Genomic DNA, 22686 nt, shown 5'->3' on the forward strand with positions numbered 1-22686 from the left:
AATTCTAAAAAGTCTTAGCGTTCCGACAAGGCAAACATAAGCTCGCCTTCCGCAACCACCTGGCCGTCAACCTTTGCTGTCGCTTTCCCTTTGCCGATTGGCCCTTTAAGACGGGTAATTTCCACTTCCAGCTCAAGCGTGTCGCCCGGCTTTACTTGACCGCGGAAACGGAAGCCGTCGATGCCTGCGAAGAAGCCAAGCTTGCCGCGGTTCGCTTCAACCATCAGCATGGCAACGGAACCCACTTGCGCGAGCGCCTCAACGATCAGTACGCCAGGCATAACCGGATATCCGGGAAAGTGCCCAACAAAGTGAGGTTCGTTCATCGTTACGTTTTTGATGCCTACGGCTCGGACGCCCGGTTCTACCTCCGTAATGCGGTCCACGAGCAGAAATGGCGGGCGGTGCGGAATAATTTCTTGGATTTGATTGATATCGAGCATGAATATTCGCTCCTTTCACGGGTTAACAGGTATAAAATACGTTTACAATACGAAAACTAGTAGTACCCTTCATCAAACTGCAGGTTGTGAAGGTTAAGATAAGGGGGCTTGGCTGGCGGATATCGATAATCCACGGGCCAAGCCTCTTTGTGTGCCTACTGCCTATTGCCCCGGCCCAATGGTTTTGTTTTGTCCGGAGCCCGGCTTGTTCAGCGCCTGGAACAAAATAATGTACACAATCGCCGTAAGGAACGAGAAGGCAATAACTGCCCACAAGTACGAATCGGCAAACGGTGCTTCCAGAAATACAAACATGATGCCGATATAAAACAGCACCGTTGTCAATTTGCCCATCCAATTCGCCGGCACGGTCTTTTTCCCTTTAAAGTGAAACACCATGCCTCCGGCTATCATTCCCAAATCGCGCAAAAAGATCGCTGCAGCCGCTGCCCACGAGATGTGGCCGGCAAGGAGTAGCGATAAAATGACGGAAATGAACATTAGCTTGTCTGCGAGCGGATCGAGCATTTGGCCGACTGTCGTTACCTGCCCTGTGCGCCGGGCAATATACCCGTCAAGTATATCCGTGAGGCCTGCTGCCACGACAACCAGAAAGGCGTAAATCATGTGTCCCTGCGCGAAAATCGCGACATAGACGGGGATCATTGCAAAACGCAGCGACGTTAAAAAATTCGGCAGATTCAAACGCGCACGCCCCTCTACCTTTATCCGTTTCTTCCATACAAGGTTCCCAATCATTATACAACTACCATATGAAAATGAAAACAGCACCCACCGTCCGCGGGAAACCAAAAAAAGCTGCTCCCCAGTCACCATAACATAATGACTTCCGGAAACAGCCCTTCATTAATAAATATTCATGTTCTACGTATCGGAGAAAACCAAATCATACATATGCTGCCAGGTTTCCCAATGGAATACATCGCTGCCTGGCTGCTTGCCTACAACCGCATACCCGACATACAGACCGGTGATGAGCATAATAACCATGATGACCGGCACAATGCTTTTGCGCAAAACCCAAAATGTGATCCGCGCACCTGTGGAACGCTGCTTTTTCTCGGAATGGTCGCCGCCCACCGTGTTGCTTCTTTCCTCGACTGGCGGCTTTTCCTGATTTTTCGGCGCGCTCCGCGTCAGAACCGCCCGTTCATCCGTCATACTCTCACCCTATCTATTTGCGCAGGCTGTTGGCTAACCCCATCATGGTGTCGCTGGACGTTAAAGCTCTTGCGGCCATTTGGTAAGCACGCTGCACATTAATAAGCTCCGTCATCTCGTCACCCAGATTAACATTCGATTGCTCCAGGGCGCCCTGACGAAGCGCTATGCCATTCTCGCCGCTTGGCGTTACGTTCTGCAGCACGTCTGCCACGTTAATGCCGTCGGCTATTTCATACAAATTATCCGCTACCAGCGTTAAGGCTGCGGGACGGGTTGCTTGAACAAGCTTGATGGAGCCGAGCTCAATCGTGCTTCCGTCAGTAGCCACGCCCTCCGCCGTACCGTCCGGATTAACCCGAAGCTGATATCCGCTTGGCACGACCAGAGGTCCCTCGCCTGCCGGCGTATTCGCAACAACCGGATAGCCTTCCGGCGTTGCCAAAATCGTATCACCGTTTGCCGCAACCGTCAACTGCAGCGCGCCATTGCGGGTATAAGCGCGGTCTCCGTTTGCGTTAACGGCAACCTCGAACAATGCGTCGCCTTCAATCGCAAGATCGGTATCCTTTTCCGTCGTTTTGATCGTCCCTTGCTGCAAATTCGGCTGAATCATTGCAAGCCTCGAGCCCCAGCCTTGGTTGAAGTTCAGGGAAGTCAATCTTCCGGGCTGATTGAACGCATCCGGCTGCTTCCTTGTATTGTTCAGCAGATCCTCGAAGGTAGCTTCTTTACGTTTATAGCCTACCGTATTCACATTCGCAATATTATCCGCCAGCATGTCCAATTTCTGCTGCAGGGCATTCATCGATACGCTGGCATTAATCATCGAGCTGTTCAATTCTTTTTTACGCCTCCTTCGAGCCTATACCCGGCCTACTTGATTCACCGCTTTATCCAAGCTTTCGTCATAAAATTGGATAACCTTCTGGTTCGCTTCATAAGCGCGCAGCGCGGCCATCAAATCTACCGAGGATTGCGCGGCGTCAACATTGGAGCGCTCTACGTAGCCCTGCCGCACTTCAACGCGCTCACCCGCGGCAACGGGACGGACATCCTGAGCATCGCCGGCCAGACGGAATTTCCCGTCCCCTTCGCGGGCTAGCTCATTGGGATTATCGATCCGGGTCAGCAATAGCTGTTTTCCCGAATCCGCCCCAGTCTTTGCGTCAACGAAACGCTGGTCCGCCGTCAAGGTCAGGCCATCCAGGCTGACGCCGGAAGGGAATTGAATCGGGTTGCCGTCCGTCCCTAGCACATTAGATCCGTCACCGGCTACCAGGAAGCCGTCCGATGTCAAGGTAAAGGAACCTCCGCGCGTATAGCGAATCTCCCCGTTCTTGTCCTGCAGCGTAAAAAAGGCTTGAGGCTGGAACGTCACTTGGCCGTCCGGCGATACGTATTTGCCGGAGGCATCAAAAGCCATTCCCGGCACGTCAATATTGGAAACAAGGGCAAAATCCGAGGATTTGCCCGTCTGCATCAGGTCGCCTTGCAGATGAATCGCAAGGCTTTCTTCGGCGAACACGCCGGTGCTGACCTTGCCAATCTGCTTCTCTTCCTTCTGGTCTACTCCCGTCAGCGACAGCAGCATCTCCGGAAAAGAACGGGTTACCGCATAGGTCTGCTTATAACCAGGCGTATTAATATTGGTAATATTATTCGTTATCGTATCATGTCTGCGCTGCTGCGCGGTCATACCCGCCGCAGCCGTATAAAGACCTCTTAACATGTGCGCCTCCCCGGCCGGTCCGCTTGCGAAGCCGTGCTCTTAGAAAAATCGTATCTCTTCTTATATAATATCGGCTTCGCGCAGAGCCGCCGTTATAGATCCTCCCTGCGACCTTGGACTCAATTTATGCCTTGGCACGCCCCCCACAGCGCCCTACCCGCACAAATTAGGCCCGGCTTTTTTTGCCGAGCTTGTCCAAGTTATCAAGAAGAATGCCCGTTCCCTTCACGACGCAATGCATCGGGTCCTCCGCAATAAGAACGGGAACCTTAAGCTCGTCCGCAAGCAGAGCATCCAGCCCGTCCAGCAGCGCGCCGCCGCCGGTCAGAATGACGCCACGGTCGATAATATCGGCGGACAATTCGGGTGGTGTGCGCTCCAGCACCATTTTAGCCGCAGCCACAATCGACATCACCGGATCCCACAGGGCTTCTCGCACTTCCGCGGAACGAATTGTAATCGTCAGAGGCAGACCGGATACCATATCGCGTCCGCGAATGTCGATCTCGTCATGCCGTCCATCCTCGTACACCGTACCGATCTTGATCTTGATATCCTCGCTTGTCCGCTCACCGATCAGAAGACGGTACTTATCCTTGATGTACTTCATAATCGCCGCGTCGAACTTGTCCCCCGCGATTTTGATTGAGGATGAGGTCACAACGTCGCCCATCGACAGAACCGCCACGTCGGTCGTTCCCCCGCCGATATCCACGACCATGTTGCCGCTAGGCTGGAATATGTCCATTCCAGCCCCGATAGCGGCAGCCTTTGGCTCTTCCTCCAGAAACACTTCCTTGGCGCCGCTCCGTTCAGCCGCTTCGCGAATCGCTTTCTGCTCTACCGACGTAATATTTGTAGGAGCGCAGATCAGAATGCGCGGACGGCTGAACCATTTGCGGCCTTCAACACGGTCAATAAAAGCCTTAAGCATAATTTCCGTAATTTCGAAATCGGCAATAACGCCGTCGCGAAGCGGACGGATGGCAACGATGTTGCCGGGCGTACGCCCAACCATGCGGTGCGCTTCTTCGCCAACGGCGAGCACCCGTTTCGAATCGCTTTCAATCGCGACTACCGAAGGCTCGTCGAGAACAACGCCCTTCCCTTTCACATGAATGGATACATTTGCAGTACCCAGATCAATACCGATATCCTTGCTGAGCATAAGGCTATAGTCCTCCAACCAATAATGTAATCATCCCGTCCATAAATAGTTCCCACGACATAGGACATACTGATGTACATTATTCGCCAAAAACCACAAAATTCCTCTTATCTATGCGCACAAAAACTCGAAAAATGTTTAACTTTTGCCAGCTGCGATAACTTCCCGTTTCTTCGTGCTGGTCTTCTTGTATTTAATCTTTGTAGCTTCGCCTCCCCTCAGATGCCGGATCGACTTGTGGTACTCGAGAATGTGCTTCACCTGGTCCGCCAGGTCGGGGTTGATTTCCGGCAAACGCTCGGTCAAATCCTTATGAACCGTACTTTTGGAAACGCCGAACTCTTTAGCGATCGTACGTACCGTATGTTTGGTTTCAACGATGCAGCGACCTATTTTAATGGTTCGTTCTTTGATGTAATCATGCACGTTCCCGCCTCCCTACTCGAGATAGTTTGGTACAGTATATGAGGGGTACGGGTATATATTCTTTATGGTCAAGCCTTAGTGGCGTGTTTGGCCTAAAAATTTCATAAAAAAACGAAACAGGCAGAGGTTTTCACCCCTGCCTGTGAGACTTTCGTCCTATTTTTTTTCTTGAGCGAGCGATTGGCCAACAATGGAAGCCGGGTTAACCGACTTGCCGTTCTCCTGCACGCTGAAGTGAAGGTGAACGCCGAGATCCTTCTCGAGATCGTTCCGGCCCGCTACAGCGATTTTCGTTCCTTGCTTCACATCGTCGCCTACGGCAACTTGGATGTCGCTAAGGCTTTGGTATACCGTTACGAGACCGTCGCCGTGGCTGATCTCTACAACGTTACCGTTTGTAGGATGCTTCTCAACGCGGGTTACTTTACCGGAGAGAGCAGCGAGTACGTCAAACGGTTGGTCGCTTGGATCCGCAAAGTCTAAGCCGGTGTGAGGAGCAAGCGTGTTATCGCCGATTTGGATAACGGCTTTCGCTTTCTCGTCGCTTGTTGCGTTTACATCATAGTAAGGGAGCACTTCATCCAGGTTGTCTTTGTTTACTACCGGCCATTCCAATTTCTCGCCTTTTCTTTCCGCTTGGAGCGCTTGGTCATCCGGCTTCGCAGCATCGCTGCCTGCAACGGTCTCCGTGTTTTCGGAAGTCGTAGCTGAAGTTTCTTTGGTGGTGTCCGAACCCTGGTAGATCCACATTAAGGCTACGATGATTGCCGCGGCTGCCATAAACGCTGCCGGGGTTACCCATTTCTTCGACAGCAGTTTTTTAAAGCCATTGCTAGACTTAGCGGCAGATACTTCTCCTATTACGTTTTTAGGAGATTCTTGCTTGGTTTTGTTTTGATTTTCATTCATTTGATATCACCTCACTAGCCATTGTTGCCAGAACAACTAGCTTTATACGTGAGGGATTACTATTTTTTGAGAAAAGAAACTTTTAGTGAAATTTCGCTGCAAGCTTCGAAGCTTGTTCGACTTTCGTACCCGTATAATAGTAGGTTACGATTTGTTCGGCGCTTTTTCCTTCCTCCGCCATGCCGTTGGCTCCCCACTGGCTCATGCCCACGCCATGGCCGTAGCCGAAGGTCGTTATCTCTATCTCGTCTCCGTCCAGCTTCCATGTAAACTCAGAGGAAGCCAGTCCAAGCTTCTCCCGGACTTCCCGTCCGGTATAAGTCTTGCCGTCTATCCGAATATCGGCGATCCGGTTGCCGGCTGTTTTATCCAATACCCGGATAACCGGCTTCTTCTTGCCGGCGAGCCCTAATCTCGCATAAAAATCAGAGAGTCGCAGCTTCACCGTCTCCTGATAGCGGGGCGAAAGCTGCTTGTCCCAAGGACTCGCTACGCTTCGAAGGTAAGGAAGCTCCTCCTGAAAATATTGCTCCGAGTTCTCCGTATACCCATTGCTTGTGGAGAAAAACACCGCCTGAATCGGCTCGCCTTCATAAGTGATTACTTCCCCGCGCGTGTCGCTTACCGCTTTGTTCAACTTCGCCATTCTGGATTCCTGTTCATCCTGTGGCCACAGCTCCTTGAGCTTATCGAGCGAAATATAGATTTGATGGTCAATCGTATCGGTGACATCCGCACGGGAAGCCGCGCCAGTTGCCGGCATGCCGCTGCGATCATTCAGTTCAAGCCTTCTCACTATATAAGTACGAGCGGCGATCGCCTGGGCCTTTAACGCTTCAAGACTAAAATCGGCGGGCATCTCTCCCGCAACCACGCCTCTGACGTAAGTCTCCAGCGTAACCCGCTCCGTACGTTGTTCCTTTGTTAAATAAACCGTGATATACGTTTCCTTGCTGCCTGCCGCCGTCGTCGGCTTTTCGGATGAAGATGGCAAAGGCGCCTGCCCGAACCCGTCGGCAGACGCCTTATTGCTAGACGTTACGCCGCTCTTCTCCCCCTGGAACCGATCAAGTCCGGTATGGCTTGATTCGGCGTTCCGGTATGCGGAAGTCGCAAGCAATACGGACATACTCATCGCTATTCCAATTCCGAAGGCCGTCCAGCATATAGCGGCCAGCCATCTGCTTCCGGGACGCCTGATCGTCCGTTTCGGTCTGCCTATTACGTATCTCATAGATCTCCTCTCCGCCTATAAGCCGCTTTGAGAGAGTGGACTCTCTCAAAGCCGGCCTTGATGGATTTATTCTATGAGCCTGATTAATAGGATAGAACCCGCGGTTCCCGTTCAAGCACGACGTATATTCTATTGTTTTAGTCATGGCGCAGCGCATCTACGGGACGTAGACTTGCTGCCTTGTTGGCTGGCAGATATCCAAATACGACACCTACGAAGGCCGAGAAGCCAAACGACAGAAGCATCGTATTCATCGGCACTTCGGTCGGCGTTTTCATGACCTGGCCTATGATATAAGAGGCTATATTGCCGATAAGGATACCTAGGAGTCCGCCGAGACCGCTTATCACGACGGCTTCCACGAGAAACTGGAATAAGATATCTCTCTTCTTCGCCCCTAGCGATTTCCGTATGCCAATCTCTCGGGTACGCTCCGTTACGGAGACAAGCATAATATTCATTATCCCGATACCGCCAACGACAAGCGAGATGGCCGCCACGTAGATCAGCTGACGGTTCATCGTTTCGTTAACGGAATTCAGCGTCTTCATCGCTTCTTCCTGGTTCAGAACCCGGTAAGCATTCTCGTTGCCGCGGAACTTCTCGTACAAGGTTGATTCCACCTCGCTCACAACCGAACTCATTTGCTTGGTGTCCGTTACCTTCATATTAATCGTGGTTACGCCGTTAACCTGAAAGATCTTCTGGGCCGTCGAGATCGGAATGAGAATCTTCTCGTCATTGGAGCCCGTAAGCGAGTCGCCCTTGGATTCCAGCAAGCCTACAATCGTGAAAATATAACCGTTTATCGTAATCTTGCGTCCTACCGCGTCCTCCGGATCCACTCTTTCATCCTCGAACAAATCTTGAGCGGTCTGCGTACCGATAAGCGCTACCTTTGTCTTGTTATTGATATCGGGAGCAGCAATGTACCGGCCGTCCTGCACGCTGAAGTCTTTGACTTCCTCATATTCCGGCGTAATGCCTTCTACGCTTACGGACACTTGAGTCCGGCCGTATTTGGCATAGCCGGTTGTGCTTGTAATGGGAGCAACTCCGCTAACGTTATTCAAGTCGCCTAGCTTCAGCGCCTCATCGACGGACAAAGAGGTTACCGTACCGCGTCCGGTAATCGTAACGGAGAGCGAATCCGGGCTGCCAAGCGTCGAGACCTGGCTTGCCACTTCATTGGATGATGCCTTGCCCATTGCCACAAGCGCAATAACCGTCGCAACCCCAATCAGAATGCCGAGCATCGAAAGGATGGTTCTAAGCTTGTTCGATAAGACGCTTTTGACCGCCATTATGAGGCCCTGCGAAATCTTCATGGCTGTCCCTCCTTTTCTGCTCCGTCAGCACCCCATCCCGGATGATTACCGTACGGCTCGCACGCTGAGCGACCTCCATGTCATGCGTAATCAATACAATGGTCTGCCCGGCACGATTAAGCTCCTCCATCATGCTGAGCACTTCCATGCCTGTCTTGGAATCAAGCGCGCCTGTCGGCTCATCCGCCAGCAGGAGCGGCGGATTGGTGGCTAGTGCCCGGGCAATCGCTACGCGCTGCTGCTGACCGCCGGACAGCTCATTCTGGCGGTGACCCATTCTCTCGCCAAGTCCAACGCGCTCCAGCGCTTCCATCGCCCGGCTGCGTCTTTCCTTCGCAGACAGCCCCCGGTAGATGAGCGGAAGCTCGCAATTCTCAAGCGCCGTCAGCCTGGGCAGCAAATGATACCCTTGAAAAATAAATCCGATCTTCTTATTGCGCATCACCGTGAGTTTGTTGTCGCTTTGTCCGCGCACCTCCATGCCGTCAAGCTTGTAGCTGCCTTCATTCGGTACGTCCAGACAGCCGATGATATTCATCAACGTGGATTTGCCCGAGCCGGACGGGCCAACGATGGCCAGAAAATCGCCATGGTTGACCGTCAGCGAGATATTATGCAAGACCGTCATTTTTTCCCCGGCCATTTTGTAATATTTGACGATATCATTCATTTCAATGAGTGCGGCTTGCCCGGTCATCGCGCACCACCGCCGAAGCCAGTTGCTGCCCGTGTCGAGGTTCTTACGTTTCCGCCTCCGCCGCCGAAGTTGCCTCCGCCGCCAAAGCCGCCTGCCGGGAAGCTGCCGCCAAAGCCGCCGCCTCCGAAGCCGCCGAACTGCTGTTGCTGTTGAGTCGAGGACGAGCCCATTCCTTGTGCGCCTGTTGCTACCGGAATCAATACGGTATCGCCTTCCGCAAGACCGGATTTGATCTCCACGTAAGTCTCGTTGCTAATCCCCACCGTTACTTCCTTCAGCTGCCCGCCAAGCGTAATGCTCTCTCTCATCTGATTAGCCATGCCGTTTCTTCCGCCTTGGCCGCCGGCAGCGCCGTTGCCTCCAGGGAAATTACCGCCCGATGCATTGCCTTGGCCATTTCCTCGCGGGGTCGTACCGCTGCCGTTTGGCGCGGTACCTTCCGCTGCTCCTCCCGGCTTTGTTCCCGTTCCGCTCTGATTGCCGCCGTCCGCAGCCGCAATATTGCGTCCCGTGCTTTTTCCTCCGTCTGCCGTCGTTGTCCCTCCGCTGGCACCGCCTTGGAAGCGTCCGCCCCCACCTTGACCAGCCTCGCCGGTACGGCCTTGGAAGCGTCCGCCTCCGCCTTGCCAGCCGCCGGCGGCAGCCGCTTCGTTACCCGCAGCCCCTTGCGCTCCTTGGCCTTGACCTTGACCGCGCTGGCCTTGGCCGGTTGGCGCAGCCCCCGTTCCCGTTCCGCTTCCGGTACCAGGCACGCGGACATAGGATTTTCCGCCGAATTCAACAACCGCGTTAACCGGCACAAGCACGGCATCCGTGCTTTGTTCCGTTACGATATCCGCCTGGCCGGACATGCCCACCATAACGCCGTCAATATCATTGAGCAGCAAGCTTACGCTGTAGGATGCGGAGCCGTTGGAAGATGTACCCTCCTTCGCAATTTCGGATACCGTTGCTTCAATGGTATGGTCCGTAATTGCGCTAAGCGTGATTTGAGCGGTTTGCTTCAGCTTGACCTGTGAAATATCCAGCTCGTCAATACTTGTAACGAACTCGAGATGCGTGTAATCTACGATCTCCGCAATGGTCGTGTTTGCCTGAACCTCATCCCCAACGCTTATATCGCTGGTTGTAACCTCGCCGTCAATCGGAGCGATAACCTGCTTTACTTCTTTCGCTTGATCCTCATAGATCTTTTGCAGCTGATCGTTGTAATCGTCGATGGTGGACTGCAGATCGTCAATCTCATCCTTGATCGATTTCGTCGATTGCTCTTCATTCTCCGTGCCGATTGCCTGTTTATATTCCTCTTGCTTGTCCGCGATCTGATCTTTCGTTTTGGTGATATTTTTGTTGATCGTCTCGATCTGATCATCATAATTATCGTTGTCCTCGAAAGTAGCAAGCACCTGCCCTTTCTTCACCTTGTCCCCTTCCTTGAAGGAGAGCGTTGCAATCGTGCCGCTCTTGCCTGCGGTTACCGTCTCTCTCGAGTTGGCCTCTACCGAGCCCGTACCGCTTATCGAGGTCTTAATATCGCCTTTGATCGCTCGAGCCTGAACGGCAAGAGGCGTCTCGGTTGTTGCCTTATCGTCGCGCATGTAATAGTAGTAATACGCGCCTCCGCCGGCGGCAGCAAGAATAATGATGATACCAAGCCATAATGTCCACTTCTTCATTGACTGTACTCCACCCTCCATCGGTCATATCTACCGACGAATATATCACGGGAAAATGAACAGAGCATGAACAAGCCTATGAGCATAGGACTATGGGCTTCAGATGCTAGTGAACGTGAACACGCAAAAACTCTTGGAATTGCGCACAAAAAAAGCTGCTTCCTTGTCAGGAACCAGCTTTTTGACTAATATATCCGTTACGCCCAAGTAGGCTGCACTTTCAAGACTGCGGCTTCGCGCTTGTAGGCGCTGACCGGCTCAAGCTCGACAGCTGGCGCTGCGGCTACCGCGGCAACCGGAGCTTCCGGTTCAACCCGTCTGATATCCGCACCTAGTGCGGCAAGCTTGCCTGTAATATCGACATAACCGCGGTCTACGTGGTAAATGCCCGATACTTCCGTCTCCCCGTCTGCGCGGAGTCCCGCACAGATCAGCGCGGCGCCTGCGCGTAAATCGGTTGCGCACACTTTGGCACCAACGAGCGGTACATTCCCGGTTACGAACGCCGAGCGGCCTTCGACCTTAATCTGCGCGCTCATCTTCTTGAACTCCTCCACATGCATGAATCGGTTCTCGAATACCGTTTCCGTTACGACCGAGGTGCCTTCCGACACGAGCAAGAGCGCCATCATCTGGGACTGCATGTCAGTCGGGAAGCCCGGATGCGGCAAAGTTTTCACATCCACCGATCTGAGCGCTTTTGGAGCACGGACACGAATGCCGTTATCCGATTCCGTGACTTCCACGCCCATCTCTTGAAGCTTCGAGATGACCGGAGTCAAATGGTCGCCAATCGCATTTTCCACAAATACGTCTCCGCCCGTGATTGCCGCAGCAATCATATACGTGCCTGCTTCCACACGGTCGGGAATCACGTTATGCGTTACGCCATGCATACGGTCAACGCCTTCGATCCGGATCTCGCCCGTACCTGCACCGCGAACCTTAGCACCCATGGCATTTAAGTAGTTAGCAAGATCAACGATCTCCGGCTCTTTCGCCGCGTTCTCGATCGTTGTTGTGCCTTCCGCCAAAGCGGCGGCCATCATAATATTTTCCGTTGCCCCGACGCTGGCTACATCCAGATAGATCTTCGCACCTTTAAGACGCGCCTTCGTACTTGCTTCAATGAAGCCGTGTCCAAGCGTAATCTCCGCTCCCATTGCCTCGAAGCCCTTCAGGTGCTGGTCAATTGGTCTTGTACCAATCGCGCAGCCGCCCGGAAGCGAAATACGGACCTTGCCGATTCTGGCGAGCAGCGGGCCCATAACGAGGAAGGATGCACGCATCTTGCGAACAAACTCGTATGGAGCCTCAAAGGTGGAAATCGTACCCGCAGAAATCCGCATCGTCTCATTGTTGTAAGTAATTTTTGCGCCTAACGAAGCTAATACTTTCTGAATGGTCATTACATCGTCGAGGAGGGGAACGTCACAGATGACGCTGTCTCCTTCCGCCGCTAATAACGAGGCCGCCAAAATGGGAAGTACTGCATTTTTTGCACCGCTGACACGGACCGTTCCCGATAGACGCTGGCCTCCGCGGACGATAATTTTGGTCATCTTATAGTTCCCTCCGCGAACTGAATTTCTCCAAACATTAGTTCCATTTTTAGTATAAGAAAATGACAATTCCATGCTTTATCCAACCTTCATCTTATCATTCATTTACACAAATCGACAAGCGGTAAATTATTACCAGAAAGATCGTCAAAAAGCACTAAAAAAAACCGCTTATGCCGAGTCGAAAGTACTGCCCTCCGTTGCCGTTGGGGCAGCATTTTCAATTCGAATCCGGGGCTTTATATACAGTTGTTCGTAGTCTCGTGTCATTTTCATACCGTCCTGTAGTATCCATTGTTGTCTTTTTTGAACGTTGTTATTCGACAAAATACCGCAGGAGCTTCGTCCAGTTCCAATAATCGAGTATGAAACCGGCGAAGCCGTGACCGATAACGACCGCCATGACAACCTGAAACATCCTTGCCTTGGGACTGCGCGGGAATTTAAAAAATACATCCAGCTTGATCTCCTGCAGGATATACCAGACGAATACAATACTGAATAAATTAACGACGATTGAAAATAACGCGATGGTCCCGGTTGCATTTTGCGCATCGTTCACCATTTGATCGATACCCATCTGGTTTAAATTTCCCTTCTACACAATATGTCTGATTCATGGTTATTGTCTATATACCCGGTATAAAATCGTTGTAAACTCCGCCCGGCTCGCTTTTTTGCCCGGCTCGTATACATTGTCCTCCGTTCCGCTGATAACCCCCTTCAGCTTCAGTGCGTTCAGCATCGGAGCGGCCCAATGATTGCGCCCTACATCCTTGAACGGATTGCCAAGCGGCGCTACGGGCCTCACCTGATCCGCATAACCGATAATCATCGCCATCTCCGCTCTTGTAACCGGCTGATCCGGGCGGAAGGTTCCATCCGGGAATCCTTTGATCCATCCCTTCTGAACCGCCTTGGCAATCGCCGCGTATGCCCAATGATCGTAATCCAGATCCTTGAACCGGACATCGGCAGGCATGCCGTACACAACCGGCTTATACGCTTTAATCGCCATCGCTACCGCTTCCGCACGGGTAATCGGACGGTTCGGTTCAAAGGTATAAGGACCGGTGCCGCTCACGATGCCAAGCCGGCTCATCTCCACGACGGCATCCCTCGACCAGTGGCTCGCGATATCGCGGAAGCCTGCCACGAGCGGATCGAACTTCACTTTAAAACGGTAATACTGCTTGTCAAAAGCGCCGTTAGCCGTAAGCTTTATGTAGTACACGCCGGGCTGCAAAACCTTATTTGCCGCTTGAAGCGATCCGCTTCGTCCGGTCATCTGAGTGAAGACCAGCTTCTGCTTCTTATCGTATGCTTCCAGCTTCATCATTTTGCCTGCCGGAACGTTAAACAAATTGAGGTCTACGACGCTTGTAGACGCAAGGCGGATTTGGAACCAGTCCACATCGCTTGCGCTGCCGATTACCCCGACGTATTCCGTGCCGGAGGTTGTCATGAGCGCTTCGTAATATTTGTCGTTGGGTTCATTGGGATCCGCATATTTCGGAACGTAGTCCATCTTCAGGGTGTAGGTTCCGACGGTGGGACTTGCTTCGGAAGATATCGCATTGTGAACCCGGATATAGTACTTGCCAGGCGAAACGGTCAGAACGGGGGACTGCTCGGCTTCGCCTTCCCGCTCCTCATCGTAAGACATAAGCGCCTGGCCGGCCTGCTGAACCGCAAGCTCGGGATCAATTCGCACCGTATTGGTAGTTACCCGGAGACTTAGCGTACCGCCCTGCGTAAAAGTCACCGCATACCAGTCCCTGTCGGCTAGCTGATGGAACGAACCGGTGATGCTCTGACTGCGCGGCTGAAGCGTAAACGCCTCATACGGTTTGTCATTAGGCTCGTAGCTGTCCGGAGCCATGCTGAAGGTTGCCGTCAACAGATATGGCAGCTTCAGATCCATGTCCTTGTTCATATATTGAATCAGAAAAGCTTGCTTGCCTTTTTTCACCGCAAAATCAACTACGCGGCTCCCCAGCTTGGTCTCTGCCGAAGCCTTCAGCGTATCGCCGGTATAATGCGATAAACGGACAGCCGGCGTCGCGCTGCCCTCTGGGGTCAGTCCCTCAAAATTCAGCGTGACGATGCCGTCATAAGGAGCATCTAACGTATACCAGTCCAGATCGCTGCCGGCGGAGAGCAGCGCCGTAACCTGCTTGCCCGCAGGCAGCGGCTTGGCGCTCGCACGGGTGCCGTTTGGTTCGAAGCGGTCGGACTTCGCCGTCATCGTAACGGCTTTATCCACCTGCAGCAGACCGTATCCGGATTTGTTATCCAGGCCGGGGGCGCCGATATCCTTGGCGGACTGGCGGAGAAGCTCCCTCACCTGGTAAGGCTTAAGCGAAGGATAACGGGCCCAGACCAGCGCTGCCGCAGCCGCAACCTGCGGGGCCGCCATGGACGTCCCTTCTTCTTTCTTATAGCGTCCACCTATTGCGGTTGTATATACATTCCAGGATGCCGCAAGATCGATTTCCGGTCCGGGGTTCGAACGGGGATCCGGCGTATTGTCCGGCTTCACTCCGCTGACGCCTAGCACAGTCGGGTATGCAGCGGGGTACTTGACCTCCGCTTTATCTCCGTGGGTCAACCCATCGTTGCCTGCCGCCGCCACAAGGAGCACGCCTTTGCTTTCGGCGTAATTGACGATATCCAGCATATAAGGCGAGTAACGGTTAAGACCAACCGACATAACCACAATCCGGGCACCGTTACGGACCGCGTACAGGATGGCTTCCCCTAAATCGCGTTCCGTACCGTCTCCTTGCGAGTCAAGCGCTTTAATCGGCATCAGCTTGGCTTCCCAGAGGATGCCGCTTACCCCTAAGCCGTTATCGCCTTCAGCCGCAATAACGCCAGCCACCGCGGTTCCGTGGCCGTTATCGTCATCCGGCGGTTTGTTCGGCTGCACGAAGTTGGTGCCGGGAACCAGATTCCGCTTCAAATCCGGGTGATCCAGATCAATCCCCGTATCCACGATCGCAATGGTCAGATCGGTCTGCGTCCGCACGGTTTTCCAGGCTTCCGGCGCGCCGATCTGCTTCAGGTAGGTCTGCTTGCCGATTTCGGGATCATCCGCCGCGGTTTGCTCCGCGGCGAGGATGTGCACCCGCTCATTCGGGTGCACGTATTCCACGCCCGGCTCGCGTTGCAGCCGGGCGGCCCAAGCGCTGGCGTCCGCCCCGCCGTCCGCGGGCTGGACGAGCCAGACCTCCGCCGCCTCGCTGCTCTGGCGGCGGAGCACTCGCGTCCCGCGCAGCTCATGCGCCTGCGCGGGTTCGCGCCATTTGAGGAGCCAGCCTTGCGGCTCCTCTTTTGCCCCGGCGGGGGCGCCGGCGGCGGCTTTGCTCGCCGCAGCGGCCCCAGCCGGGGCTAAGCCTGCAGGGGCGGCGGGCATAGCCGCCCCGCAGGCGAGAATCCCCGCGAGGAGAAGCGCGGGGAGGGATCTTTTCAATACGCTGCCGAGAGCATCTCTTCTCATCAGTTTCTGCCTTTATCGGTATATTTGTCTCCGTCTCAAATTATACGTATGCTCTTGCCACACGTTTCTCTATGACCGTTTAATAGTCTCTATTTATCTCCTATTACCATTCGATTTCCGGCCCCCGATCTCCTGTCTCTAGCAAAAGATAATTACCTGTAAAGAGGATGATACAACCATGATATGGCTAACGAAGTTCGCCTATCCTCCTACTCTTCCTTCACTCTCTAAGCACTTGGGGAACTAAACCTCCACCTACCCCGGCATTTCCGGCGCATTCCCACATCCACCACTCTACTTAAGGTCCCTGAGAGACCTTAAACACTCGCAAACCAGCTGCTTCTTGCCTATTAAAGCCCCTTAGGGACCCTAACCTCCACCTACCTCGCATTTCCGCCGCTTTCCCACATCCACCACTCTTCTTAAGGTCCCTGAGAGACCTTAAACACTCGCAAACTAGCTCCTTCTTGTCTATTAAGGCCCCTGAGGGACCCTAAACACCGCCTCACCCGCATTTCCGCCGCATTCCCGCCTTATGAACTTCTACTAAGACTCCCGCTTATTCCCCATTTTATATAAGACCCTGTCAGGGTCTTATTCAATCCAACCCGGTAGCCCGCTAACCTGATAGAGGACCCGCAGGGTCTTATTCTATGCGAGCAAGCTGCCTACGGAGCTAGATTAGTCCACTTTCAAAGCGATAAGACCCTGCCGGGGTCTTATCCTCCCTATTCCAACCCCCAACCAACTGGATAAGACCCTGACAGGGTCTTATCCTTCCACTCCCCACTTTCCCACATCCCGCAAAAGAATCCCTAGCCCCCCGCCATACGCTTTTTCATCTCAGCCGATTCCCACCCCGCCTCGCCCCACGAAAAAAAAGCCCAGCGGCTCTCCAGCCGCTGGGCTCCAACGAAATCTACCTCACGAACAAATCCGCCTGAATCGTAAACACCGCATCGATTCCTTTCATCAGCGGACCCGGCAATACGCCAAGGGCAACCGTTGCGGCCGCGCAGATCCAGATGACGACTCCCGTTACAGCCGACACATGGATACGATCCTCTTCCTCGCCGTTCGACCGCATAAACATCTGCCGGATTATACCGAAGTAGAAGTAGTAGGAAATGACGGTGCTAACCACCATAATGGCTACCAGCCAGTAAGCTTTTACGCTGGCTGCGCCGAGCAGGATGAACAGCTTGCCGAAAAATCCGGCCGTAACCGGCAATCCCGAGAGCGACAATATAAAGATCAGCATAGCCGCCGCTGTCCACGGGGCCCGGTAATAGAGACCGGAGAAGCCTTTCAGATCTTCATGTCCCGCCGCGCTCGCAACTACCGTTACAACGGCGAATGCGCCTACGTTCATGAGCAGGTACGCAACCAGGTAAAACACAAACTCCGCGAAATTGTTGCTATGGATGATCGTCACCGAGATTGCAATCGGTACGAGCAAATACCCGGCATTCGCTACGCCCGATAAGGCGAGCAGCCGTTTCACCTGCTTTTGCCGCAGAGCCGAAACCGTACCGGCTATCATAGCGGCAGCGGCGATGACCAGCAGAGCGAAGAAGACATCGTCACCCACTTGCTTTTCCGGACCGCCGGTGAGGAAGAACGCGCTGCTGTACAGGAAACGGAATACCGCTGCCAGAGCAGCCCCCTTCGCAATTACCGCCAGGAATGCGGAAACCGGCGTTGGCGCTCCCTGATACACATCCGCGGCCCAGACATGGAACGGAGCGGCCGCGATTTTGATTCCGAAGCCCGCGATCAGGAAGAAGAATCCTACATAAACCAAAGCCTTATAGTCCGCAAAAGCCTGCGGCAGCGCCGTCGGGAAATCCGCCAGACTTACCGAGCCGGTCACGCCATACAAATAAGACATCCCAAACAACACAAAGGCTGACGCGATACCGCCCGTAACCACATACTTGAAAGCTGCCTCGGCCGACAGCGACGAGCGCTTCCTCAAGCCAACCAGCACGTAAGTCGTGATGCTGAGCAGCTCAAGCCCGATATACAAGGTAACGAGGTTTCCGGAGGAGGCCATAATCATAGCTCCGGCCGCTGCCGGAAGCAGCAAGTAATAGAATTCGGCTTTGTCCGTTACCGCGTCATCCTTTTGCGTGGAGCCAAGCCCCAGCAATACGACCAATGACGTACCGACCAGGAAGATTATTTTCAACAGATTGCCGTAATCATCCACCCGGTAGCTGGCGCCAAGGAGCGAGATGGCCTTACCGGCTTCAGCCGCCTCCGCCGCCGATACGCCGGAAGGATTCATATCCATCATCCGCCAGATGACGGCCGCAAGCGACAGCAGCAAGCCTGCTAAAGACAACCAGCCGATAACCGCGCGGTTCGTCCTCCCCGGAAGAAGCAAGTCCGTTACGATAAGGATTAGGAACATGGCGGCAAGGATAAGCTCCGGGGCGAGATACAACGTATCCTGCCATGTCAGCGGTACGAATTCGGTCATCGCTTATCCCCCCATCCTTAACGATAATAACGGCTTGAACAGGCCGTCGACGCTGTACTGGAACGTATCCGTCAGCACGGACGGGTAACAGCCCAGCAGCAGGATAAATGCCAAGAGCACGATCATCGGCAGAGCTTCAACCAGCCTAGCGTCTTTTACCGCGAGATACCGTTCTTCAATAGGGCCAAAGGTTGTTTTCAGCACAGCCCTTAGGACATATACGGCGGTCAGAATGACGCCGATGACCGAGAAGCCGGCAATCCACGGCTGGCTGTCGAACAAGCCGAGCAGCGACAGGAATTCGCCCACAAAGCCCGATAGACCCGGCAGACCCAAGGATGCAAGACCTCCGGCAAGCAGAATGCCCGAGATAAACGGCATCGATCGCGCCAGCCCGCCAAGCTCGGATAAGGTTGTCGTCTTCGTTCTCTCGTATAGGCTTCCGACAATCAGGAAGAGAAGCGCCGAGATCAGGCCATGCGAGACAAGCTGGAACACGGCCCCCTGCAAGCCTATCTGGTTAAAGGCCGCAAGCCCCAGCAGAACGATCCCCATATGGCTGATCGAGGAATACGCGAGCACCAGCTTGAGATCCGTCTGCCGGAAAGCAATAAGAGCCCCGTACAAGAGATTGGCGAGGCCAAGAGAAGCCAGTACAATCGCCCAATCCTTCGCCTGCTCGGGGAATAACACAATACCGAACCGGATCAGGCCGTATGCCCCCATCTTGAGCAGCACGCCGGAGTGAATCATAACGATTGCCGGATGCGCCTCGTTGTGTACCTTCAGCATCCAGGTATGGAACGGCAGAACCGGAAGCTTGATCCCAAACGCCACTACCAGCAGGAGGAAAATAATCGTATGCATCGCAGCCGACATATGGAACGGGTTTAGTCCGCCCGTCTGATCCGGAGCAAGGTTCACCCACGCCGAAGGATCGGATAAATTGCGGACAATATCCGCATAACTGCCGCTGTAAATAAACGATGACGTCTCCTGATCGATATGGAAGCCGGCCGTATTCACGAGAAGGATAAAGGCAATCAGCATGATAGCCGACCCGAGGCCGTTATAGATAACGAAGTGATTAGCGGCCCGCTCCCGGTTGAAGTAACCCCAGATCCCGATCAGGAAGTACATCGCAATAAGCGTAATTTCGAAGAAAATAAAGAACAGGAATAAATCCCGCGCCATAAACACGCCAAGCACGCCCGTCTCCAGGAGCAGGAACCAAGCGTAGAACGCCTTCCATCGCTTTTTCACGTGAACGGAAGCAAAAGCCGCCATCGCCGTAATCAGCGTCGTCAGAATGACAAGCGGCAAGGACAACCCGTCGATGCCCACGTCATACTGGAACGACAGCGTATAGCTCGTGACCCCATTCGAGGCTTGCGTCTCTTTGTTTAACGGAACTTCTACCCAAGTAGCCGTCTCCTCAAAGGAGTTGCCGCCCTGATGCTTGTCGTAATCGGCATACAGCCATAGGGACAAGAGAAGCGGAATCAACGTAAACACAATAGCCGCAGTCTGCAGCCACCGGTTACGGTGCTTCGGCAGCAGAAGAATAACCAGAAGCCCGATAAGCGGAGTTACGAGAATAATCGATAGAATCGGAAGATCGGTCAGGTCCGTCATTTACCAAAACCTCCTTCCAACGATTGCCGCGATAATAACGATAAGACCTATAATTGCGGTCAAGCCGTACGTTTGCGTCTGTCCGTTATTCAGTCTGGTCAGCACCCGGCCGCCCGCTCCAGCCGTAACACCCACCAGCCGGACTGCGCCGCCAATCACGTATTCGTCGAAAGCATTCAGACTCTTGCCAACGGCGCGAACCGTTTTGACAATAACGGCGTCATAAAATTCGTTTACGTAATATTGCCGCTCCAGCAGATGAACAAGCCACGGCATCTTGGCTCCCGCAACGCCGCGCTCGATGCTGCCTTTGCCGTACATAAGCCATCCTACATAGATGCCAAGCACGCCAACGGCTATGGAAGCGACAATCGCGGCGCCGCTTGCATGAACGTCCTCCGAGCCATCCGTCAGCCAGCTGCCCAGCCAACCGTTCCAAGGCGTTTCGATAAAACCCGCTCCAACCGATATAATGGCAAGCACGAGCAGCGGAATGGTCATCACCTTCGAAGATTCTTGCACCTCGGCCGGCTGCTGTAGACGGGATTTGCCTGTAAAGACGATAAAAAACAACCGCGACATGTACAGCGCCGTACAGAAGGCCGCCGCCAGTCCAACGGCAAACAGGAACGGATTCTCTTCAAGCGCGGAAGCCAGAATCGCATCCTTGGACCAGAAGCCCGAGAACGGCGGGATGCCGGATAGGGATAACGCTCCGATCGCAAAGGTCCATGCCGTGATTCGCATTTTGGAGCCAAGGCCGCCCATTTCGTGAATGTTCTGGGTATGTACCGCATGAATCACGCTGCCAGCCGCCAGGAATAATAGCGCTTTGAAGAAAGCATGCGTGAACAGATGGAAAATACCGCCCGTCATCGAGCCAAGTCCCATTGCCATCACCATGTAGCCAAGCTGGCTGATGGTTGAGTAGGCCAGAATCCGTTTAATGTCGTTTTGCGCGAGCGCTACGGTTGCGGCGAAAATCGCCGTAAACCCGCCGAAGTAAGCGACCGTATGCATCGCGGCCGCGGAGGCCTCGAAGATATCAAACGTTCTCGCCAGGAGAAATACGCCGGCCGCTACCATCGTCGCGGCATGGATCAAGGCACTGATCGGCGTGGGACCTTCCATTGCATCCGGAAGCCATACATGCAGCGGGAATTGACCGGACTTGCCGATAACCCCCATGAACAGAAGCAGAGCAATCGAGGTTGTAATGGTCGTCGTAATCGTACCGGACTGCCCTTCGGTAAACACATTATGTATACTGCTGAAATCAAGCGCATGGCCGGGCATATACCAGAACAATACGATAATGCCGAGCAGCAGCCCCGCGTCGCCGATTCTGGTCACGATAAACGCTTTTTTCGCCGCCGCGCGGGCCGCAGGTTTCGCATACCAGAAGCCAACAAGCAAGAAGGAGCAGACCCCAACCAGCTCCCAGAAAATATAGAAGACCAGCATATTATCGGACAGCACCAGCCCCAGCATCGCAAAGGTAAAGAGAGCGACATAGCCGTAAAAGACAGTAATCCGCTCATCCTTTTTCATATAGCCGGCCGAATACACGTTTACGAGAAAGCTGACCACCGTAACGATAACAAGCATAAGGGCATTCAGATTCGTAATTTCGAAACCGATCTTAAGCGTATATTCGCCAAGACCAATCCATTTGTAGCTGTCGCCGCTGTAATCTACCGCATTTGGTCCCAATCTCTCGATAAAAACGAGCAGGGACATGACCAGCGACGCAAGCGAGCCGATCGAAGCGATCAGCACGCCCGCCAGCCGGTAGCTCCTGCCCAGGGCCGTCAGCAGAAGGAAGGCAGCAAACGGGAAGAGCGGAATGAGCCACGCTGCTTTCGTTAATTGATCCACGGGTCACATCACCTCTTCATCTCGTCGAATTCATCTACGTTAACGGTACCTCGCGCGCGAAACAAGGCGATCAGCACCGCTACCCCAACGGCAGCCTCCGCCGCCGCCACCGTAATGGCGAACAAAGCGAATACCTGGCCGGTCAGGGACGGTACAACCCCGTATTTGGAGAACGCAACCAAATTCAGATTTACCGCGTTCAGCATAAGCTCAATCGATAACAGGACGATCACAGCATTCCGTTTCACCAAGGCTCCATACAGCCCGATGCAAAACAGGATCGCCGCCATCGTCAGATAGGATGGAAGCATGTTAATCCGCCCCCTTTTTCGCAATAGCAATCGCGCCGATAAAGGCAACCGTCAGCAGCACCGACAACAGCTCGAACGGCACGACGTATCCCGTATACAGCAGCTGGCCAATGCTCGACGTATTATCCTCCACCGCTTGCAGCGGCTGGGCATCGGGAAAATCCGTCGTCCGGATGGCATAGAACAGAATCCCGAACAGGCATAGCGCTCCTACAGCAGCCAACGTCTCGTGAAGAGGCTTAACCGGATCGGCCTGTTTATTCTGATGATTGGTCATCATGATGCCGAATATCATCAGAATGGACACGGCACCCGCATAGATCAGCACCTGGACGAAAGCGACAAACTCCGCATCCAGCAGCACGAACATCCCGGCCAGGCCGAGGAACACCGCAGCCATGGAGATGACCATATGCACGACCTTTTGAAGGCTAACCATAAGGACAGCTCCGATGATCATAATCGCCGAGAAGATAAAAAAGGTGGCGAACTCGCCATTAAAATCAATATTGAACAAC

At 53.6% G+C, this 22686-nt stretch carries 20 protein-coding genes; all 20 read right to left on the reverse strand.

Annotated features, from left to right (window positions below; all coding sequences use genetic code 11):
* Positions 1-14: 14 nt before the first annotated feature.
* Positions 15-443, reverse strand: a complete 429-nt coding sequence (gene fabZ, locus ACR9FF_RS28190; protein ID WP_015847330.1) for a 3-hydroxyacyl-ACP dehydratase FabZ — start codon at positions 441-443, stop codon at positions 15-17.
* 162 nt (positions 444-605) lie between these two features.
* Complete coding sequence (locus ACR9FF_RS28195) at positions 606-1148, reverse strand: CDP-alcohol phosphatidyltransferase family protein (RefSeq protein ID WP_127499029.1); 543 nt, start codon at positions 1146-1148, stop codon at positions 606-608.
* Between the two features lie 180 nt (positions 1149-1328).
* Positions 1329-1625, reverse strand: coding sequence for a DNA-directed RNA polymerase subunit beta (locus ACR9FF_RS28200; protein WP_435167167.1), 297 nt, complete (start codon positions 1623-1625; stop codon positions 1329-1331).
* Between the two features lie 13 nt (positions 1626-1638).
* Positions 1639-2466, reverse strand: coding sequence for a flagellar hook-basal body protein (locus tag ACR9FF_RS28205; protein ID WP_201002420.1), 828 nt, complete (start codon positions 2464-2466; stop codon positions 1639-1641).
* A gap of 24 nt (positions 2467-2490) precedes the next feature.
* A complete protein-coding gene (locus tag ACR9FF_RS28210; RefSeq protein WP_127499035.1) occupies positions 2491-3357 on the reverse strand; it encodes a flagellar hook-basal body protein in 867 nt (288 codons plus the stop codon).
* A 166-nt stretch (positions 3358-3523) separates the two neighbouring features.
* The gene (mreB, locus tag ACR9FF_RS28215; RefSeq protein ID WP_127499037.1) at positions 3524-4525 is read right to left on the reverse strand and encodes a rod shape-determining protein MreB; all 1002 of its coding nucleotides are present in this window, start codon (positions 4523-4525) and stop codon (positions 3524-3526) included.
* A gap of 138 nt (positions 4526-4663) precedes the next feature.
* On the reverse strand, positions 4664-4951 hold the full coding sequence (spoIIID, locus tag ACR9FF_RS28220; RefSeq protein WP_015847336.1) for a sporulation transcriptional regulator SpoIIID: 288 nt from the start codon (positions 4949-4951) through the stop codon (positions 4664-4666).
* Between the two features lie 156 nt (positions 4952-5107).
* Positions 5108-5860 (reverse strand): peptidoglycan DD-metalloendopeptidase family protein, encoded by a 753-nt coding sequence (locus tag ACR9FF_RS28225; protein ID WP_435167172.1) that lies wholly within the window; start codon positions 5858-5860, stop codon positions 5108-5110.
* 82 nt (positions 5861-5942) lie between these two features.
* Positions 5943-7094 (reverse strand): stage II sporulation protein D, encoded by a 1152-nt coding sequence (gene spoIID / locus ACR9FF_RS28230; protein ID WP_435167175.1) that lies wholly within the window; start codon positions 7092-7094, stop codon positions 5943-5945.
* Positions 7095-7231: 137 nt separating this feature from the next.
* Positions 7232-8422 (reverse strand): ABC transporter permease, encoded by a 1191-nt coding sequence (locus ACR9FF_RS28235; protein ID WP_435167178.1) that lies wholly within the window; start codon positions 8420-8422, stop codon positions 7232-7234.
* Complete coding sequence (locus tag ACR9FF_RS28240) at positions 8364-9119, reverse strand: ABC transporter ATP-binding protein (RefSeq protein WP_435167181.1); 756 nt, start codon at positions 9117-9119, stop codon at positions 8364-8366. The genes ACR9FF_RS28235 and ACR9FF_RS28240 overlap by 59 nt, the downstream gene beginning before the upstream one ends.
* The gene (locus tag ACR9FF_RS28245) at positions 9116-10795 is read right to left on the reverse strand and encodes an efflux RND transporter periplasmic adaptor subunit (protein ID WP_435167184.1); all 1680 of its coding nucleotides are present in this window, start codon (positions 10793-10795) and stop codon (positions 9116-9118) included. Before ACR9FF_RS28245 ends, ACR9FF_RS28240 begins: the two co-directional genes overlap by 4 nt.
* Before the next feature lie 197 nt (positions 10796-10992).
* Positions 10993-12357, reverse strand: coding sequence for a UDP-N-acetylglucosamine 1-carboxyvinyltransferase (murA, locus tag ACR9FF_RS28250; protein WP_127499050.1), 1365 nt, complete (start codon positions 12355-12357; stop codon positions 10993-10995).
* A 316-nt stretch (positions 12358-12673) separates the two neighbouring features.
* Entirely contained in the window at positions 12674-12937 is a 264-nt protein-coding gene (locus ACR9FF_RS28255) for a DUF1146 family protein (protein ID WP_015847343.1), read from the reverse strand.
* Between the two features lie 42 nt (positions 12938-12979).
* Positions 12980-15859, reverse strand: coding sequence for a S8 family serine peptidase (locus ACR9FF_RS28260; protein ID WP_435167188.1), 2880 nt, complete (start codon positions 15857-15859; stop codon positions 12980-12982).
* 919 nt (positions 15860-16778) lie between these two features.
* Entirely contained in the window at positions 16779-18344 is a 1566-nt protein-coding gene (locus tag ACR9FF_RS28265) for an NADH-quinone oxidoreductase subunit N (RefSeq protein WP_435167191.1), read from the reverse strand.
* A 3-nt stretch (positions 18345-18347) separates the two neighbouring features.
* Positions 18348-19979, reverse strand: coding sequence for a complex I subunit 4 family protein (locus tag ACR9FF_RS28270; RefSeq protein ID WP_435167194.1), 1632 nt, complete (start codon positions 19977-19979; stop codon positions 18348-18350).
* Positions 19980-21857 carry an NADH-quinone oxidoreductase subunit L gene (gene nuoL / locus ACR9FF_RS28275; protein WP_435167197.1) on the reverse strand — a complete coding sequence of 626 codons (1878 nt, stop codon included), beginning with the start codon at positions 21855-21857 and terminating at the stop codon, positions 19980-19982.
* Positions 21858-21865: 8 nt separating this feature from the next.
* Positions 21866-22168: an NADH-quinone oxidoreductase subunit NuoK gene (gene nuoK, locus ACR9FF_RS28280; RefSeq protein WP_015847348.1), complete on the reverse strand. Its 303-nt coding sequence runs from the start codon at positions 22166-22168 to the stop codon at positions 21866-21868.
* 1 nt (position 22169) lies between these two features.
* Positions 22170-22685 (reverse strand): NADH-quinone oxidoreductase subunit J, encoded by a 516-nt coding sequence (locus tag ACR9FF_RS28285; RefSeq protein ID WP_015847349.1) that lies wholly within the window; start codon positions 22683-22685, stop codon positions 22170-22172.
* Between the last annotated feature and the right edge of the window lies 1 nt (position 22686).

This window comes from Paenibacillus glycanilyticus (assembly GCF_051200795.1).
Lineage (GTDB): Bacteria > Bacillota > Bacilli > Paenibacillales > Paenibacillaceae > Pristimantibacillus > Pristimantibacillus glycanilyticus.

What these genes read in the sequence shown, in the direction of transcription:
- ACR9FF_RS28255 (WP_015847343.1), bottom strand. Translation starts at nt 12,937, where the DNA reads ATGGGTATCGATCAAATGGTGAACGATGCGCAAAATGCAACCGGGACC.
- ACR9FF_RS28240 (WP_435167181.1), bottom strand. Translation starts at nt 9,119, where the DNA reads ATGACCGGGCAAGCCGCACTCATTGAAATGAATGATATCGTCAAATAT.
- mreB (WP_127499037.1), bottom strand. Translation starts at nt 4,525, where the DNA reads ATGCTCAGCAAGGATATCGGTATTGATCTGGGTACTGCAAATGTATCC.
- spoIID (WP_435167175.1), bottom strand. Translation starts at nt 7,094, where the DNA reads ATGAGATACGTAATAGGCAGACCGAAACGGACGATCAGGCGTCCCGGA.
- ACR9FF_RS28260 (WP_435167188.1), bottom strand. Translation starts at nt 15,859, where the DNA reads ATGAGAAGAGATGCTCTCGGCAGCGTATTGAAAAGATCCCTCCCCGCG.
- ACR9FF_RS28210 (WP_127499035.1), bottom strand. Translation starts at nt 3,357, where the DNA reads ATGTTAAGAGGTCTTTATACGGCTGCGGCGGGTATGACCGCGCAGCAG.
- ACR9FF_RS28270 (WP_435167194.1), bottom strand. Translation starts at nt 19,979, where the DNA reads ATGACGGACCTGACCGATCTTCCGATTCTATCGATTATTCTCGTAACT.
- ACR9FF_RS28265 (WP_435167191.1), bottom strand. Translation starts at nt 18,344, where the DNA reads ATGACCGAATTCGTACCGCTGACATGGCAGGATACGTTGTATCTCGCC.
- nuoK (WP_015847348.1), bottom strand. Translation starts at nt 22,168, where the DNA reads ATGCTTCCATCCTATCTGACGATGGCGGCGATCCTGTTTTGCATCGGG.
- fabZ (WP_015847330.1), bottom strand. Translation starts at nt 443, where the DNA reads ATGCTCGATATCAATCAAATCCAAGAAATTATTCCGCACCGCCCGCCA.
- ACR9FF_RS28225 (WP_435167172.1), bottom strand. Translation starts at nt 5,860, where the DNA reads ATGAATGAAAATCAAAACAAAACCAAGCAAGAATCTCCTAAAAACGTA.
- murA (WP_127499050.1), bottom strand. Translation starts at nt 12,357, where the DNA reads ATGACCAAAATTATCGTCCGCGGAGGCCAGCGTCTATCGGGAACGGTC.
- ACR9FF_RS28245 (WP_435167184.1), bottom strand. Translation starts at nt 10,795, where the DNA reads ATGAAGAAGTGGACATTATGGCTTGGTATCATCATTATTCTTGCTGCC.
- ACR9FF_RS28200 (WP_435167167.1), bottom strand. Translation starts at nt 1,625, where the DNA reads ATGACGGATGAACGGGCGGTTCTGACGCGGAGCGCGCCGAAAAATCAG.
- ACR9FF_RS28235 (WP_435167178.1), bottom strand. Translation starts at nt 8,422, where the DNA reads ATGAAGATTTCGCAGGGCCTCATAATGGCGGTCAAAAGCGTCTTATCG.